The following is a 15467-nucleotide window of genomic DNA, read 5'->3' as shown; positions in this document are numbered from 1 at the left end:
TATTGCGTCGTACGCCACTCCCCCGGCCGGAGCCGGGCTCGTGTCGCATAGGACGCGCTCGCGAAGGAACATCCGGAGAACCGGAGGAAGTGCACCAGTGTTCTTCTGTCAAAAGCACCGCGCTCGAGGCGCTCTGAGAGCCGTGCAGAACGCACGACGCACGGAGAGCCCGTTGAGTTGTCGGTTGTTGTCGTTCTGCTACCCGCCGCCTCGACGTCGCACTCGCGGGGCCGCCCTCTCGGGTCGAGCCGCTGGGGCGCCGTCTCGGCACTGCCTGGCAGTGTTCCACCCCCTCGCAGCACGCTGCGCGGGCGGAAATTTTGAACTAGAAGAGTCTCTCACGGATCCAGCACCCGTGCAACCCGGGCGTGTCGCGGCGCGGAGGTCGGTGGCCGCGGACGTCCGGCCGCGGAATCCCGGGCCTCAGCGGGCCCGGCCGGCGCGGGCCGCTCACTCGAAGAGCAGTGCGCGCAGCGTCGTCTCGGCCGACCCGGGGCGGGACGGATCGATCGTCTCGCCCGCCCGAAAGTGATCGAGCACCCGCGGGTCGACGTAGCTCGCGCGAGCCACGGTCGGCGTGTTCCCGAGCACCTCGGACGCGTCCTTCATCGCCTGCGAGATCGCCCTCGTGCGCAGCCGCTGGGTGGGCTGCGGGCCCGCCTTCGCGAGGCTCAGCGCCGCGGCGACCGTGCCGTGCAGAGTGCGGAAGTCCTTCGCAGTGAAGTCGTCGCCGGCGCGCTCGCGCACGTAGTCGTTGATGTCGGCCGCGGAGACCGGGCGCCAGACGCGGCCGTCCTTCCAGGCCAGGAGCCGGGCGTTCGGGCCGCGGCGCTTCAGTGCCCGGACCACCCGGGCCAGGTCGTGGTCGAGGATCTCGCTCGTCCAGGCCTGGTGGCTCTTGCCGGGGAAGGCCAGTGCGACGCGATCGCCGTGCGTCGTCGCGTGCGAGCAGAGCAGCGTCGTGAGGCCGATGCTGCCGTGCTCCTTCGCGTACTGCTCGCTGCCGACCCGCAGCGAGCCGGTGTCGAGCATCCGGAAGCCGGTCGCCAGCGCGCGCTCGCGGGTGGGCCCGTCGTCGCGCAGGGCGATCGTCACCCGGCGGCGGGCACCGGGAAGGGCCTCCGCGAGCCGGAGCGCCCGGTCGAACTTGATCCGGTCCTTCTGCTCGCGCCAGGTCGGGTGGTAGATGTACTGCCGGCGGCCGGCACCGTCGACGCCCGTGGCCTGGATGTGCCCGTTGGGGTACGGCGCGATCCAGACCTCCTGCCAGGCCGGCGGGATGCCGAGGTGGTCGAAGCGGGCCCGCAACTCGGGGTCCGTGACCGTGGCGCCCTTGGGGTCGCGGTAGCTGAAGCCGGTACCGGAGCGGACCCGGCTGTAGCCGCGACCGCTCGAGTCGGTCCGGCGGAGTCGTTGAGTGAGCGGATCGGCCATCGACCCGACGATAGGGCGGGGGCTCCGGCACCGTCAGCGGGTTGACGGGCGCCCCCGGCCCTGCGCTACTCGTTGCCGAGGCGCTTGTCGGCCTGGCGCTTGAGGTCCTCGATGCGGTCGTCGTACTTGCCCTTGGTGAGGCGGCTCGCGATGTCGCCGGTCTTCTCGAGCACCTGGTCCGAGACGCCCTCCGCCTTCTCGCTGCGGAGCGTCTCCTGGACCTTCTTGCTGTTGAGCAGCTCGCCGGCCTGTCGTCCGAGCTTGCCGAAGTCCACCATGGTTCCTCCTTGATCCGTGCGGGCGGGGGGCCGCGCGAGCCTCAGTGTGGCGACACCGCCTGGACGAACGGTGCGGGACGCGCCGGGCAGATCAGAGAGCGAGGACGCGGGCCGCGGCATCGGCGAGGGCCCGGCCGTACGAGGGTCCGTGGCCGGCAGCGTGCACCGCGAGCGGATGGAGCTGGTGCAGCGGCACGCGATCGGCGGCGCCCGGGCGCAGCGGGTGGACCTCCTCGTAGCCGGCGAGGACGTCGTCGAGCCGGGGCAGCCCGAACAGCGCCAGCATCGCGAGGTCGGTCTCGCGGTGGCCGCCGTGCGCCGCCGGGTCGATCAGCACCGCGCCCTCGTCCGACCACAGCACGTTGCCGTTCCAGAGGTCGCCGTGCAGGCGCGCCGGGACGTCGTCGTCGTCGAAGGCTCCGGCCCGGACGAGGTCGAGGGCGCTCTCGACGGTGCGGGCATCCGCGCAGGACAGGTTCCCCGCCTCGAGGGCCGGGCGGAGGAAGGGCCGGACCCGCTGCTCCGCGTAGAAGCGGCCCCAGGAGTCCTCCGGAGTGCAGGGCATCGTGCGGCGTCCGATGAAGGCGGGGCCGGACCAGCCGGCCGGCGGCGCACCGAAGGCGGCGGCTCCCGCGTCGTGCGTGCGCGCGAGGGCGCCTCCGAAGCGCCGGGCGGCCTCCCGCGTCGGGCGGGCGGAGCGGATCTCCTCGAGCTCGATGCGGCCGGGCTCGACGAGCAGCACCTCGGCGCAGCGCGCTCCCCCGGCCTCCTCGGCCTCGGCCAGCCAGCGCAGTCCCGCCGCCTCCCACTCGAAGAACTGCGCGGGAGCGGACGGGTTCGTCTTCACGAAGGGCATGCCTCCCACGCTAGTCAGCCTCCGCCGAGCGGATCGAGACCGGGGCCGACCTGCACCGGGAACGACGAGAGGGGCCGCCCGCCGAAGCGGACGACCCCTCTCGAGAGATCAGTAGGAGAACCTACTTGACGATCTTGGTGACCGTTCCGGCACCCACGGTGCGGCCACCCTCACGGATGGCGAAGCCGAGGCCCTCCTCCATGGCGATCGGCTGGATCAGCGCGACCGTCATGTCGGTGGTGTCGCCGGGCATGACCATCTCGGTGCCCTCGGGCAGCGTGATGACGCCGGTGACGTCGGTGGTGCGGAAGTAGAACTGGGGGCGGTAGTTCCCGTAGAACGGGTTGTGACGCCCACCCTCGTCCTTGGACAGGATGTACGCGGTGCCCTCGAAGTCCGTGTGCGGCGTGACCGAACCCGGCTTGACGACGACCTGGCCGCGCTCGACGTCCTCGCGCTTGGTGCCGCGGAGGAGCAGACCGCAGTTCTCGCCGGCCCAGGCCTCGTCGAGCTGCTTGTGGAACATCTCGATGCCGGTGACCGTGGTCTTCTGCGTCGGGCGGATGCCGACGATCTCGACCTCGGAGTTCAGCGAGAGGGTGCCGCGCTCGGCGCGACCGGTGACGACGGTTCCACGACCGGTGATCGTGAAGACGTCCTCGATCGGCATGAGGAACGGCTTGTCCTTGTCGCGGATCGGGTCCGGGACGGAGGCGTCGACGGCGTCCATGAGGTCGAGGATGGACTGGGTCCACGCCTCGTCGCCCTCGAGGGCCTTGAGGCCGGAGACGCGGACCACGGGGGCGTCGTCGCCGGGGAAGCCCTGCGAGGACAGCAGCTCGCGGACCTCGAGCTCGACGAGCTCGAGGATCTCCTCGTCGTCCACCATGTCGGCCTTGTTCAGGGCGACGAGGAGGTACGGCACGCCGACCTGCTTGGCGAGGAGGACGTGCTCACGGGTCTGAGCCATCGGGCCGTCGGTGGCGGCGACCACGAGGATCGCGCCGTCCATCTGAGCCGCGCCGGTGATCATGTTCTTGATGTAGTCGGCGTGACCGGGGGCGTCGACGTGCGCGTAGTGGCGCTTCGGCGTCTCGTACTCGACGTGCGAGATGTTGATCGTGATGCCGCGCTGGCGCTCCTCGGGAGCGGAGTCGATCGACGCGAAGTCACGCTGGACGTTGGTCGCGGACGGGTACTTGTCCGCCAGAACCTTCGAGATCGCCGCGGTGAGGGTGGTCTTTCCGTGGTCGACGTGACCGATGGTTCCGATGTTGACGTGCGGCTTGGTCCGCTCGAACTTGGCCTTAGCCACTGTGGGTCCTCCTCAGGACTTAGGTGCAAGCATCCGCATCCGACGCCGCACGGGGCGGCACGAGGACAGGAGGACTTGCGGGGGTTTTGTGTAGGTATGTTACCGGCAGTGGTCGCGCGGGCCATCCGATGAGGATCCGAGGCGCGCAGAACGCGGCAGCAAACCCGCACGACACTACCAGGCCCGCCGCGGTTCCGCAGAACCGCGGCGGGGGTGGGACGAGTGCTACTCGCCCTTGTTCTTCTGGACGATCTCCTCGGCGACAGCCTTGGGGACCTCGGCGTAGGTCTCGAACGTCATCGAGTAGACCGCGCGGCCCGAGGTCTTCGAGCGCAGGTCGCCGATGTAGCCGAACATCTCGGACAGCGGGACGTTGGCCTTGATGACCTTGACGCCCGCGGCGTCCTCCATCGACTGGATCATCCCGCGACGCGAGTTGAGGTCGCCGATGACGTCGCCCATGTACTCCTCGGGCGTGCGGACCTCGACGGCCATCAGCGGCTCGAGGAGGACCGGCTGCGCCTTGCGCGAGGCCTCCTTGAACGCGATGGAGCCGGCGATCTTGAACGCCATCTCCGAGGAGTCGACGTCGTGCGCCGCGCCGTCGGTCAGGGTCGCCTTGATGCCCACCATGGGGTAGCCGGCGAGGACGCCGACCAGCATGGCGTCGCGGATGCCCGCGTCGACCGAGGGGATGTACTCGCGGGGGACGCGACCACCGGTGACGCCGTTGACGAACTCGTAGGTCTTGTCGGCCTCGACCTCCATCGGCTCGATGGAGATCTGGACCTTCGCGAACTGGCCCGAGCCACCCGTCTGCTTCTTGTGGGTGTAGTCGTACTTCTCGACCGTGCGGCGGATCGTCTCGCGGTAGGCCACCTGCGGCTTGCCGACGTTGGCCTCGACGTTGAACTCGCGCTTCATGCGGTCCACCAGGATGTCGAGGTGCAGCTCGCCCATTCCCTTGATGACCGTCTGACCGGTCTCCTGGTTCTGCTCGGTGCGGAAGGTGGGGTCCTCCTCCGCGAGCTTCTGGATCGCGGTGCCGAGCTTCTCCTGGTCGGCCTTCGTCTTGGGCTCGATGGCGACCTCGATGACGGGCTCCGGGAAGGTCATCGACTCGAGCACGACCTGCGCGGTCGGGTCGCTCAGGGTGTCACCGGTGGTGGTGTCCTTGAGGCCGATGACGGCGTAGATGTGGCCGGCGGTGACCGAGTCGACCGGGTTCTCCTTGTTGGAGTGCATCTGGAAGATCTTGCCGATGCGCTCCTTCTTGCCCTTGGTCGAGTTGATGACCTGGGCGCCGGAGTCGAGCTTGCCCGAGTAGACGCGGACATAGGTGAGGCGACCGAAGAACGGGTGCACCGCGACCTTGAACGCGAGCGCCGAGAAGGGCTCGGTCGAGTCCGCGTGGCGCATGATGACCTTCTCCTCGTCGCGGACGTCGTGCGCCTCGATGGCGGGGACGTCGAGCGGGGAGGGGAGGTAGTCGACGACCGCGTCGAGCATCGGCTGGACGCCGCGGTTCTTGAACGCGGAGCCGCAGAGCACGGGGTAGATGTCCGAGTTGACGGTCAGCTTGCGGATGGCGCCCTTGATCTCGGCGACCGTGAGCTCCTCACCGCCGAAGTACTTCTCGAGCAGCTCGTCGGAGGTCTCCGCAACGGTCTCGAGCAGCTTCTCGCGGTACTCGGCGGCCTTGTCGGCCAGGTCCGCGGGGATCTCCTCGATCTCGTACTTCGCGCCGAGCGCGACGTCACCCTTCGAGTCGCCGCGCCAGGTGAGCGCGCGCATCTCGACGAGGTCGACGACGCCCTCGAAGCTGGACTCCGCGCCGATGGGCAGCTGGATGACCAGCGGCTTGGCGCCGAGGCGGTTGATGATCGTGTCGACGGTGAAGTAGAAGTCGGCGCCGAGCTTGTCCATCTTGTTGACGAAGCAGATGCGCGGGACGTCGTACTTGTCGGCCTGACGCCAGACGGTCTCGGACTGGGGCTCGACGCCCTCCTTGCCGTCGAAGACGGCGACGGCGCCGTCGAGGACGCGCAGCGAGCGCTCGACCTCGACCGTGAAGTCGACGTGACCGGGGGTGTCGATGATGTTGATCTGGTTCTTGTTCCAGAAGCACGTCGTCGCGGCGGACGTGATCGTGATGCCGCGCTCCTGCTCCTGCGCCATCCAGTCCATCGTGGCGGCGCCGTCGTGGACCTCACCGATCTTGTGCGTGATACCCGTGTAGAACAGGATGCGCTCGGTGGTGGTGGTCTTGCCGGCATCGATGTGGGCCATGATGCCGATGTTGCGGACCTTGTTCAGGTCGGTGAGCACATCTTGTGCCACGGAGTTCCTCCGATAGGTGATGGAGCCAGCGCAACGGGTTCATGGCCGATCGGCTGGGATCGTGATGGTGGCGGTCGCCCGTCCACGCCGGATCCGAGGATCCGCCGCCGGGTCCGGGACCGCGGCGCGCGCACTGAGGCGCGCGCCGCGGGACCGGGGGTCGCGCTCGCCGGGGGCGGGCGCGGGGTGCGCTACCAGCGGTAGTGCGCGAAGGCCTTGTTCGACTCGGCCATCTTGTGGGTGTCCTCGCGACGCTTGACAGCGGCGCCCAGACCGTTCGACGCGTCGAGGATCTCGTTCATGAGACGCTCGGTCATCGTCTTCTCGCGACGGGCCTTCGCGTAGCTGGTGAGCCAGCGGAGGGCGAGGGTGTTGGCGCGGTGCGGCTTGACCTCGACGGGGACCTGGTAGGTCGAGCCGCCGACGCGGCGGCTGCGGACCTCGAGGGTCGGACGGACGTTGTCGAGCGCCTTCTTGAGCGTGACGACGGCGTCCTGGCCGTTCTTGGTCGAGACCCCCTCGAGCGCGCCGTAGACGATGCGCTCGGCGAGGCCCTTCTTGCCGTCCAGGAGGATCTTGTTCACGAGCTGGCTGACGACCGGGGCGCCGTAGACGGGGTCTGCGACGACGGGGCGCTTAGGAGCGGGTCCCTTACGAGGCATTACTTCTTCTCCATCTTCGCGCCGTACCGGCTGCGAGCCTGCTTGCGGTTCTTGACGGCCTGGGTGTCCAGGGCGCCGCGAACGATCTTGTAGCGGACACCGGGGAGGTCCTTCACACGACCGCCGCGGACGAGCACCATCGAGTGCTCCTGGAGGTTGTGGCCCTCACCGGGGATGTAGGCCGTGACCTCGGTGCCGTTGGAGAGCTTCACGCGGGCCACCTTGCGGAGGGCCGAGTTCGGCTTCTTGGGCGTGGTCGTGTAGACGCGCGTGCAGACGCCGCGCTGCTGGGGGTTGGCCTTCAGGGCGGGCGCCTTGGTCTTGGTGACCTTCGGCGTGCGTCCCTTTCGGACCAACTGCTGAATCGTTGGCACTGATTTGCTCCTTGAATGCTGCACGGTGACAGCGGATCGATGGTCGACATTCGGCCTGCCCGTCTCCGGGACGGCCGAGTTCATCTGGACCCGACTCCCTCTCGGCCCCGACGAGCGGAGACCTGGAGGAGGAGGGGTATGCCGTGGGGGCCGCCCGATCGGACGAACCCGCGGGTCCTCGCGGACCCGGTGGAGCGAAGCGCGGCACTGCGCCGGCCCGGAGGCACGACACGAGCGCACGACAAAGCGCACACCCGAAGAATATTACGGGGAGTGACGGGGGCGGTCAACCGGACGGCGTTCGCCTGGGAGAGAACGCCGCCCGGGAGCCTCACTCGCGCTCGTCGCCCTCCCAGCCCCAGTGCGGGGTCCCGCCGCCGGCGTCGCGGCGGGCGAGCATCGCGAGGAAGAGGATCTGCACCGCTCCGGCCAGCACGCCCGCGGCGATCGCGAAGGGCGTCGCGGCGTGGTCGACGACGAAGCGGAGGATGGCGCCCGGCTCCCCCAGGCCCAGGCCGTAGATCGCGCCGCCGACCAGGAGGAAGAGCGCGTAGACGACGACCGCCGTCAGCAGCGAGGGGCCGACGAGACGGCTGACGCCGGGCCGGGCGGCGAGTGTGATCATCGAGACGAGGACGGCGAGGACGCAGACCGCCACCACGACCGGGCCGAGGATCGGGCCGGCGTCGCGCTCGGGGACGACGTCCTGGTCCAGCAGCAGGCTGAGCACGCCGAACGCGCAGACCACGAGGGCGAGGTAGAGGAAGGACGCGAACGCCGCGAGGGCGATGCCGTAGCCGAGCCCGGCGCCGCGGCCCTGCTCCCCCGGGCCGGCGGCCGTCACGACTGCGCGGCGGCGTCGCGCTCGGCGTTGCGGCGCTTCACCCCGCGCGCCCGGCCGGCGATGAGGCTCCCGCCCCAGACGCTGACCTCCCGGGCGAGCACTGCGGCCGCGGCGACGGCGAGGAGGGTCGCGGGGTCGCGGAGGAAGTCGACGACGGCGGTGCGGTCCTGCGGCACGGCGAAGCCGCCGACCGCGGACCAGGCGCCGACGAGGGCCGCCGCGCCGGCGAGCAGGGCGACGAAGAAGCCGCCGAGGACGTAGGCCCACCAGCCCGCGCGGTTGACGGCAAGGACGATCAGGGCGAGGCCGACGAAGAAGGCGGCCACCGGGAGGAGGAAGACGGCCGTGGGGCCCTGCGCGAGCGCGATGGACGCGGGGTCGCCCGCGACGGCGTCGATCAGCACGCGGATCGCGGTGAGGGCGACGAGGTACAGGGCGGCGAAGACCGCGGTGGTGAGCAGGGCGATGGCCAGGCCGGCGAGGCGGTTGCCCTTCCGGCGGGCGGGCTCCGGCTCCGGCTCGACGGAGCCGAGCGGGGACGGCGACGCGGGCTGCGCCTCCTGCACGGCGGTGGCGCCGGTCGCGGGACGTCGGCCGCCCGGCTCCGGCTCGGGCCAGACGTACTCCCGGGTCGGCTCGGTCCCGTCGCCCGTCGTCGGCATCCGCGTGGTCTCGGCTTCGCTGTTCCCCGTCACTCCGACAGCTTAGGCACGGGTCCGCGCGGGTCGAGCGACCGCCGCGCCCACCCCGGGACGGGGGACGCCGCCGCGGGCCGGTGGACGCCTCTGCGGGCCGGTGCGCTACTCGAGCGGGTGCAGCAGGCGGTGCAGGAACTGCCGGGTGCGCGGCTCCTGCGGCTCGCGGAGGATCTGCGCAGGGGCGCCGCGCTCGACGACCACGCCGTCGGCCATGAAGACGACCTCGGAGGCGACCTGCCGGGCGAACTCCAGTTCGTGCGTGACGACGAGCATCGTCCAGCCCTCGCCCGCCAGCTCGCGCATCAGCGAGAGGACGTCGCCGACCAGCTCGGGGTCGAGCGCCGACGTCGGCTCGTCGAAGAGCAGCAGGTCGGGCCGGAGCGCGAGGGCGCGGACGATGCCGACCCGCTGCTGCTGGCCGCCGGAGAGCTCGAAGGGGTAGGCGCCGCCGCGGCCGCCGAGACCGACGCGCTCGAGCAGCGCCTCCGCCTCCGGGACCACCTCGGACGCCGGGCGGCGCTGCACGCGGAGCGGGCCCTCCGTGACGTTCTGCAGGACGGTGAGGTGCGGGAAGAGATTGAAGTGCTGGAAGACCATCGCCGAGCGGTCGCGCAGCGCGGTGAGCGCGCGCTTGCCGACCGGCCCGCCGAAGTCGAGCACCGAGCCGTCCGCGAGCTCGAGGACGCCGCCGTCGGGGACCTCGAGGCTGTTCAGCGAGCGCAGCACCGTCGTCTTGCCCGAGCCGGACGGGCCGATCAGCGCGATGACCTGGCCGCGGCGGATCTCGAGGTCGATGCCGCGGAGGACCTCGACGCCGCTGAAGGACTTGCGCAGCCCCGTGGCGCGGAGGACGGGCCGCTCGCCGTCGGCGGGGCGGCCTGCGGTGCCGGAGGAGGCGTCAACGGGCGACATAGCGGTCCAATCGCTTCTCGAGGAGGCTCTGGCCGCTGGAGAGGACGAGGCAGATGAGCCAGTAGATGAGGGCGGCCTCGAGGTAGAGCAGCATGAACTCGCTCGAGGCGGTGGCGATCTTCTGCGCCTGGCGGAAGAGCTCGGTCACCAGGATCAGCGAGGCGAGCGAGGTGTCCTTGACCAGCGAGATGAACGTGTTGGAGAGCGGCGGCACCGAGACGCGCGCGGCCTGCGGCAGGATGATCCGCCGCAGCGCGAGTCCGCGGCCCATGCCGATGGTGTGCGCCGCCTCCCACTGCCCCTTGGGCACGCTGAGGATCGCGGCGCGGATGACCTCTGCCGCGTAGCCGCCGACGTTCAGGGCGAAGGCGATGATCGCGCTCGGCCAGGGGTCGATCTTGACGCCCAGGCTGGGCAGGCCGTAGAAGATCACGAAGAGCTGCACCAGGAGCGGGGTGCCGCGGATCACGGAGATGTAGGCCCGGGCGATCCAGGACAGGACCTTCACTCGCGAGAGGCGCATCAGCGCGACGGCCAGCGCGAGGGCCAGGCCGAGCACGAAGCTCGACAGCGCCAGCGGGATCGTGCCGACGATGCCGCCCGACAGGATCGGCCAGAACGACCTGAAGAACAGTTCCATCTTGTCTTCTCCCGCCGGAGGCGGGAGAAGACCGCGGTCGGCATTTCGAGGTGGATGCGTGGGGCAGAGCGGGTCGCGTCCGCTTCCGAGAAATGCTGGCACGCATTTCTCGGGGCCGCTCGGCCTTGCGAAGCGGGGGTGTCGGCCGACCCATGCTGGTCGAGCAGCCCCGGAGGGACGGATCGAGACCCACTGTGTCCGAGACGGTGGTCGGCGGACTCGCGTCTCGGTGACGGAGGATCTCGATACGCCCGCTGCGCGGGCTACTCGATCAGCATGGTGCAGCCGGCAGCCGGATGCGGCGACCAGCGCCGCAGGCGTCCTTCTTGCTGGTCGAGAAGCCCCGAAGGGGCGTATCGAGACCCGCCGCCGGAGGCGTGGCTACTGGGAGACGTCGGCGCCGAAGTAGCGCTCGGAGATGGAGGCGAGGGTGCCGTCGGCCCGCAGCTCGTCGAGGGCGCCGTCGACCGCGGCGACGAGGTCGTCCGAGCCCTTCGGGAAGGTGAAGGCGCTGGAGGAGCTGTCGTCGGTCGTCACGGCGACCTTGAGGCCAGCGGCCTGGTCGGGGTAGGTCGTCGACCAGTCCAGCCAGGTGAGGCGGTCGTTGAGGGTCGCGTCCACGCGGCCCTGCTCGACGAGGGCGACGGCCTGGGCCCAGCCCTCGACGCCCTCGACGGTCGCGCCGCTGTCCTGCGCGAGCGTGTACCAGTTGCTCGAGAGCGACTGCGCGGTGGTCTTGCCGGAGAGCGAGTCGAGCGAGGTGATCTCGGTGTCGTCGGCCGGCACGACGACCACGCCGGGGCTCACCGAGTACGGCTCGGAGAAGTCGTACTTCGCGCTGCGCTCGTCGTTGATCGAGACCTGGTTGGCGATCACGTCGAAGCGGCCGCCGTCCAGACCCGCGAACATCGCGTCCCACTGGGTCTCCTCGAACTCCGGCTCGACGCCGAGCTTCTCGGCGACCGCGGTGATCACCTCGACGTCGTAGCCGGTGAGGTCGCCCGTGCCGCCGTCGGCGTGGAAGGAGAACGGGGAGTAGGTGCCCTCGGTGCCGATGGTCAGCTTCCCGGACTCCTCGACCTCGGCGAGCGTCAGCCCGGAGGCGGTCGAGGCGGTGCTGTCGTCGCTGGAGCCGGAGACCACGTCGTCGGTGGAGGCGGGGGCGCAGCCGGCCAGGACGAGGGCGGCGGCGGCCGCGGTCGTGCCGAGCAGGACGCGCAGCGAGGTGCGGGCGGGGAGGAGCGTCACAGTGTCTTTCCTTCGGTGCATCGCGGTGTCTCACGACCGGATCGGCCGGAGCCGCGCACGGTTCGGTGGGGTGGGGAGGAGCGGACGGCGATCGATCGCACGCGTCCGCACCCTCCACCCAACCAGCGGGAGGGGGACCCCTATTCCCGGATGTCGCCGTGTGACGCCGGCCGGACACCGAGATCCGCGAGGAACGACTCCGCGCCGGCGACCTCGTCCGCCGTCAGACCGGCGGCCGCCTCGGGCACGATCAGGTGGAAGGGGGTCTCCTGCTCGCGCGCCCAGTCGACGGCGTCGCCGCGGAGGTTGTCGTCGATCCAGACGACGGCGTCGATCGCGACCCTCTCCCGTGCCTGCTCGAGCCAGACGGCGACGGGCTGCAGCTTGCCGGTCTGCTCGGGGAAGCGCGGGTCGCGAGGGAGTCCGCCGCCGAAGACGATCGCCTCGGTGCCGGCCGGCAGACCGAGATCGTCCGCGAGCACCGAGGTGAGCTTCGGCGGCCAGGTGGTGGCCCAGACGATCGTGCCGACGGCGGCGAGGCGGCGCACCAGGTCCTCGCGCTCGGGCTCGAGCATCAGCCGGTGGCCGCCCGCCGCGCGGTCGCTCGAGACGGACGGGTTCAGGACGCCGTCGACGTCGAGCAGGATGAGGGCGGCCATGGCTGCAACCGTAGCCGCGGCCGCGGTCCGGCGCGAGGCGGGAGCTCCCGCTAGCGTGGGCGGGTGCCCCCCTCCGCCCGTCTCCCCGGTGGGGCCCTGGTCTCGCTCGAGCCCGACCCGATCCGCGAGGGCTCGCTGGTGCTGGAGATCGACGGCTCGGAGCAGTCCCTGATCGACCTCCGCGCGCCCGAGCAGCTCGGCCTCGAGTACCTGGCGCGGCTCGGCTCCGCGGTCGACGCGCTCGCGCCGCCGGGCGTCCCGGTGACGGTCCTCCACCTCGGCGCCGGGGCGCTGGCTCTGGCGCGCCATGTCGCCGCGACCCGGCCGGGCTCCGAGCAGACGGTCGTCGAGCGCGCCGCCGGGCTGGTCGAGTTCGTGCTGGCGCACGCACCGCTCCCCACCGGGACGCGGCTGCGCAGCGTCACCGCGGACGCCGCCGGACCCCTCGCCGTGCCGCGGGCCGACCTCGTCGTGCTGGACGTCTACGACGGCGACGAGATCCCGGAGCCCTTCTACCGCGCCGAGGTGCTCGGCGGTCTCGCCGGGCTGGTCGAGGAGGGCGGCCTGCTCGCGGTCAACGTCGCCGACGACGCCGATCACCGGCGCCTGCGGCGGCTCCGGCGGGAGGTGCAGCGCGTGCTGCCGGTGGTCGCCGCCGTCGGTCCGCTCAGCTACGCCGAGGGGCGCGGGAGCGGCAACGCGATCCTGCTCGCCTCACGAGGCGACCTCGCCTCGCACGCCGCCGCCCGTCTCCTGCAGGCCGGGCCGCACCCGGTCGCGGCCGTTGCGGATCGCGACGTCGTGCCCGTCGAGGTGGCGGTAGAAGTCGACCCGTGACTCCAGCGCGATGCCGGCGTCGAGGTACTTGGCCTTGATCCGCTTGATGTAGGTGCGCACGGTGTGCTCGGCGATCCGCATGTCGAGGGCGACGTCCTTGACCGCCGTGCCGGACCCGTAGGAGCGCATGACGCGGCTCTCCTGCCGGCTGAGCACGGGCCGGCGGTGCTCGCCGGCGGCGAGGAAGCGGTGCCGGGCCGCTTCCGAGATCCAGGAGCGGCCGGACGCGACCGACACCAGGGCCGCGACGAGCTCGCCCGGCTCGTCGCCCTTCCAGACGAAGGCGGTGCGCTCGAGGCGGAGCACGGCGCGGACGGCCTCGAGCGAGTCCGACGCGGACAGCACCACCAGGCCGCGATGCCGCGCGCTGACCTCCGCGAGCGTGCTGGTCAGCACCTCGGGCGCGACCCGGTCGAGGTCCAGGACCGCGATCGTGTCCGCCTCGGCGGCGTCCGGGTCCGCGACACTCAGGTGCGGGAGGACGTCGACGAGGAGCGCCGCGAGAGCCGCGCGCTCGATGGACAGACCGCTCACCACGGTCACAGCGAACTTCTCGAATTCCGCCACGGAAACCCCTTGCGAGGACGGTCGGGTCCGTCCTGGATCGAACCGTAGCGAAAGGAGGACCGGCCGAGCCACGCACGGGACATTCCGTCCCGACGACCATCAGCGCATCTCCGCCGACCGCGGAACCCCCTCCTTGCTCGCGCCCCGCCCAGGAGGGCTAGTCTCCGTGACGATGAACGACTCCGACGAGACCGCCCTCCGCTCGACCCGGATCCCCGCCGACCAGGTGCGGGCCCGGATGCTCCGCGCCGCCCGCGAGGTCATCTCGGCCCACGGTCTCACGGTCGGCTTCGCCCATCTGCCGATGGAGGAGTACATCCGCCTGGCCGCCGTGCCGCGCAGCTCGGTCTACCGGATCTGGAGCACGCGGGAGGAGTTCGTCGCCGACCTCATCGGCGAGATCTTCGTCGCGGACCGCTTCGCCGACGGCGCGGATCCCGACGCCCAGCGGGCGATGACCGAGGTCTACGAGCGCTCCTCCGCCCACCTCGGCACCGCGGTGGGCCGCCGTCAGGTGGCCTGGGAGATGATCCGCATCGGTGCGAACTCCAGCGTGGAGACCCTTCGCGCCTCCGTCGACTGGTCCTCCTACAACGCGCTGCTGGCGTGCACCTTCTCGATGGAGGAGGGGCCCGCGCGCGAGGCGGTGCGCGCCACCGCCCGCCGGCTCGAGACCATGCTCAGCCAGCGGCTGCGCGACTACTACCAGGACGTCCTGGACCAGTTCAGCGCCTCGCTCCGGCCCGGCTTCACCACGCTCCAGCTCGCGCACCTCACCGCGATCGTCACGGACGGGCTGGTGCACCGCGGGCGACTGCTCGACGACGAGCTCGACGCCGTCGTCACGGCGCCCGGCCTGGACGACGAGCCCGTCGAGTGGAGCCTCACCGCCTGGACGATCCGCTCGATCGTCGACGGGATGCTCGAGCCGGTCGCCGAGGACGAGCCTCCCGCCGACCGCTAGAGCGCGGCGTCCGCCGCCGGTGCGGACCGGGTGGGCGCGGGCGCGGGCGGCACGGGCTCGCAGAACCCGTCGATCAGCATCAGCGTGCCCGCCACCACGAGCGAGGGCGAGTCCGGCCGACCCGGATCGATCGGTCCGGTCACCAGCTCGGGCGCGGCGATCCGGGCGACGCAGAGTCCCTCGACGAACGAGGAGATGGCGGAGGCGAGCACGGCGTACTCCTCCTCCCGCCCCGAGCGCAGGCGCAGGCCCGCCTCGGCGAGGGTGTGCCGGTAGTACTTCGCCATGTTCTCGATGAAGTGCACCTGGCGCGAGTGCAGGGCCTCGTGGATCGCGACGCGGGCCGACTCCGAGTGCGAGTCGACCGCGCCGATCAGGGCGACGAAGTTGCGCCAGTGCTGCGAGGCGAACACGTTGTCGTAGTTGGCCTCGATCGCGACGGTGAGCGAGGCGACGAGGATCTCGCGCATCTGCTCGGGAGTCGGCTGCTCGGCGAGGCGGCGGTGCAGGTAGGCGTCCCCCGCGGTGAGCGAGGTGGGGTCGAGCCGGGCCGTGAGGATCCGCTCGGGGATCGCCGCGACCAGCTCGTCGTAGAACGCCTGGCGGGTGGGCCAGATCCGGTAGACCGTGCTGCGCGGCACTCCGGCGGAGCGGATGACGTCCTCGAGCGGCAGGTGCGAGACGCCGACGCGCAGGCCCTCCGCGCGGACGACCGCGAGGGCGGCGTCGAGGAGCCGGGTCCGGACCTGCTCGCGGCTGAATCGGGCCGGTCGCGGCGGGACCTCGGGCGGGGTGTCGGTGCCCATCGTGCCTCCGGAGGCGGGTGAGCGGGGCGGCTT

16 protein-coding genes are annotated in these 15467 nt (G+C 71.3%); 1 reads left to right on the top strand and 15 read right to left on the bottom strand.

Going from position 1 to position 15467, the window contains the following annotated elements:
• Positions 1–450 precede the first annotated feature (450 nt).
• From MT350_RS01880 to MT350_RS20320, 14 genes are all read right to left on the bottom strand, one after another.
• The gene (locus MT350_RS01880; RefSeq protein ID WP_123445040.1) at positions 451–1434 is read right to left on the bottom strand and encodes a DNA topoisomerase IB; all 984 of its coding nucleotides are present in this window, start codon (positions 1432–1434) and stop codon (positions 451–453) included.
• A 65-nt stretch (positions 1435–1499) separates the two neighbouring features.
• Positions 1500–1712, bottom strand: a complete 213-nt coding sequence (locus MT350_RS01875; RefSeq protein WP_123735027.1) for an antitoxin — start codon at positions 1710–1712, stop codon at positions 1500–1502.
• Positions 1713–1803: 91 nt separating this feature from the next.
• A complete protein-coding gene (locus tag MT350_RS01870) occupies positions 1804–2586 on the bottom strand; it encodes a fructosamine kinase family protein (RefSeq protein WP_279396272.1) in 783 nt (260 codons plus the stop codon).
• 103 nt (positions 2587–2689) lie between these two features.
• The gene (gene tuf / locus MT350_RS01865) at positions 2690–3883 is read right to left on the bottom strand and encodes an elongation factor Tu (RefSeq protein ID WP_123445037.1); all 1194 of its coding nucleotides are present in this window, start codon (positions 3881–3883) and stop codon (positions 2690–2692) included.
• A 225-nt stretch (positions 3884–4108) separates the two neighbouring features.
• Entirely contained in the window at positions 4109–6223 is a 2115-nt protein-coding gene (gene fusA / locus MT350_RS01860) for an elongation factor G (RefSeq protein WP_123445036.1), read from the bottom strand.
• Positions 6224–6414: 191 nt separating this feature from the next.
• Entirely contained in the window at positions 6415–6885 is a 471-nt protein-coding gene (gene rpsG / locus MT350_RS01855) for a 30S ribosomal protein S7 (RefSeq protein WP_056037355.1), read from the bottom strand.
• Positions 6885–7259 carry a 30S ribosomal protein S12 gene (gene rpsL, locus MT350_RS01850; RefSeq protein WP_011186743.1) on the bottom strand — a complete coding sequence of 125 codons (375 nt, stop codon included), beginning with the start codon at positions 7257–7259 and terminating at the stop codon, positions 6885–6887. The genes rpsG and rpsL overlap by 1 nt, the downstream gene beginning before the upstream one ends.
• Before the next feature lie 331 nt (positions 7260–7590).
• Positions 7591–8103, bottom strand: coding sequence for a DUF6121 family protein (locus MT350_RS01845; protein ID WP_123445035.1), 513 nt, complete (start codon positions 8101–8103; stop codon positions 7591–7593).
• Positions 8100–8798 (bottom strand): hypothetical protein, encoded by a 699-nt coding sequence (locus MT350_RS01840; protein WP_243600553.1) that lies wholly within the window; start codon positions 8796–8798, stop codon positions 8100–8102. Before MT350_RS01840 ends, MT350_RS01845 begins: the two co-directional genes overlap by 4 nt.
• Before the next feature lie 105 nt (positions 8799–8903).
• Positions 8904–9713, bottom strand: a complete 810-nt coding sequence (locus MT350_RS01835; protein ID WP_243600552.1) for an amino acid ABC transporter ATP-binding protein — start codon at positions 9711–9713, stop codon at positions 8904–8906.
• Positions 9700–10353: an amino acid ABC transporter permease gene (locus MT350_RS01830; RefSeq protein ID WP_243600551.1), complete on the bottom strand. Its 654-nt coding sequence runs from the start codon at positions 10351–10353 to the stop codon at positions 9700–9702. Before MT350_RS01830 ends, MT350_RS01835 begins: the two co-directional genes overlap by 14 nt.
• Positions 10354–10734: 381 nt before the next feature.
• Positions 10735–11601, bottom strand: a complete 867-nt coding sequence (locus MT350_RS01825; RefSeq protein WP_372487839.1) for an amino acid ABC transporter substrate-binding protein — start codon at positions 11599–11601, stop codon at positions 10735–10737.
• Between the two features lie 140 nt (positions 11602–11741).
• Positions 11742–12260 (bottom strand): HAD domain-containing protein, encoded by a 519-nt coding sequence (locus MT350_RS01820; RefSeq protein WP_243615315.1) that lies wholly within the window; start codon positions 12258–12260, stop codon positions 11742–11744.
• A gap of 714 nt (positions 12261–12974) precedes the next feature.
• Complete coding sequence (locus tag MT350_RS20320; protein ID WP_123735020.1) at positions 12975–13664, bottom strand: LuxR C-terminal-related transcriptional regulator; 690 nt, start codon at positions 13662–13664, stop codon at positions 12975–12977.
• Positions 13665–13836: 172 nt separating this feature from the next.
• Between MT350_RS20320 and MT350_RS01810 the strand changes: the two genes are divergently transcribed.
• A complete protein-coding gene (locus tag MT350_RS01810; RefSeq protein WP_243615314.1) occupies positions 13837–14628 on the top strand; it encodes a hypothetical protein in 792 nt (263 codons plus the stop codon).
• Here MT350_RS01810 and MT350_RS01805 read toward each other — a convergent pair.
• Positions 14625–15434, bottom strand: coding sequence for a TetR/AcrR family transcriptional regulator (locus MT350_RS01805; protein ID WP_243615313.1), 810 nt, complete (start codon positions 15432–15434; stop codon positions 14625–14627). The genes MT350_RS01810 and MT350_RS01805 overlap by 4 nt on opposite strands.
• Between the last annotated feature and the right edge of the window lie 33 nt (positions 15435–15467).

It is taken from the genome of Rathayibacter sp. VKM Ac-2928 (assembly GCF_022815545.1).
Classification (GTDB): domain Bacteria; phylum Actinomycetota; class Actinomycetes; order Actinomycetales; family Microbacteriaceae; genus Rathayibacter; species Rathayibacter festucae.
This window is presented reverse-complemented; position numbering and strand designations above follow the sequence as displayed.

What these genes read in the sequence shown, in the direction of transcription:
- rpsG (WP_056037355.1), bottom strand. Translation starts at nt 6,885, where the DNA reads ATGCCTCGTAAGGGACCCGCTCCTAAGCGCCCCGTCGTCGCAGACCCC.
- MT350_RS01805 (WP_243615313.1), bottom strand. Translation starts at nt 15,434, where the DNA reads ATGGGCACCGACACCCCGCCCGAGGTCCCGCCGCGACCGGCCCGATTC.
- MT350_RS01875 (WP_123735027.1), bottom strand. Translation starts at nt 1,712, where the DNA reads ATGGTGGACTTCGGCAAGCTCGGACGACAGGCCGGCGAGCTGCTCAAC.
- MT350_RS01880 (WP_123445040.1), bottom strand. Translation starts at nt 1,434, where the DNA reads ATGGCCGATCCGCTCACTCAACGACTCCGCCGGACCGACTCGAGCGGT.
- MT350_RS01820 (WP_243615315.1), bottom strand. Translation starts at nt 12,260, where the DNA reads ATGGCCGCCCTCATCCTGCTCGACGTCGACGGCGTCCTGAACCCGTCC.
- MT350_RS01835 (WP_243600552.1), bottom strand. Translation starts at nt 9,713, where the DNA reads ATGTCGCCCGTTGACGCCTCCTCCGGCACCGCAGGCCGCCCCGCCGAC.
- MT350_RS01810 (WP_243615314.1), top strand. Translation starts at nt 13,837, where the DNA reads ATGAACGACTCCGACGAGACCGCCCTCCGCTCGACCCGGATCCCCGCC.
- MT350_RS01830 (WP_243600551.1), bottom strand. Translation starts at nt 10,353, where the DNA reads ATGGAACTGTTCTTCAGGTCGTTCTGGCCGATCCTGTCGGGCGGCATC.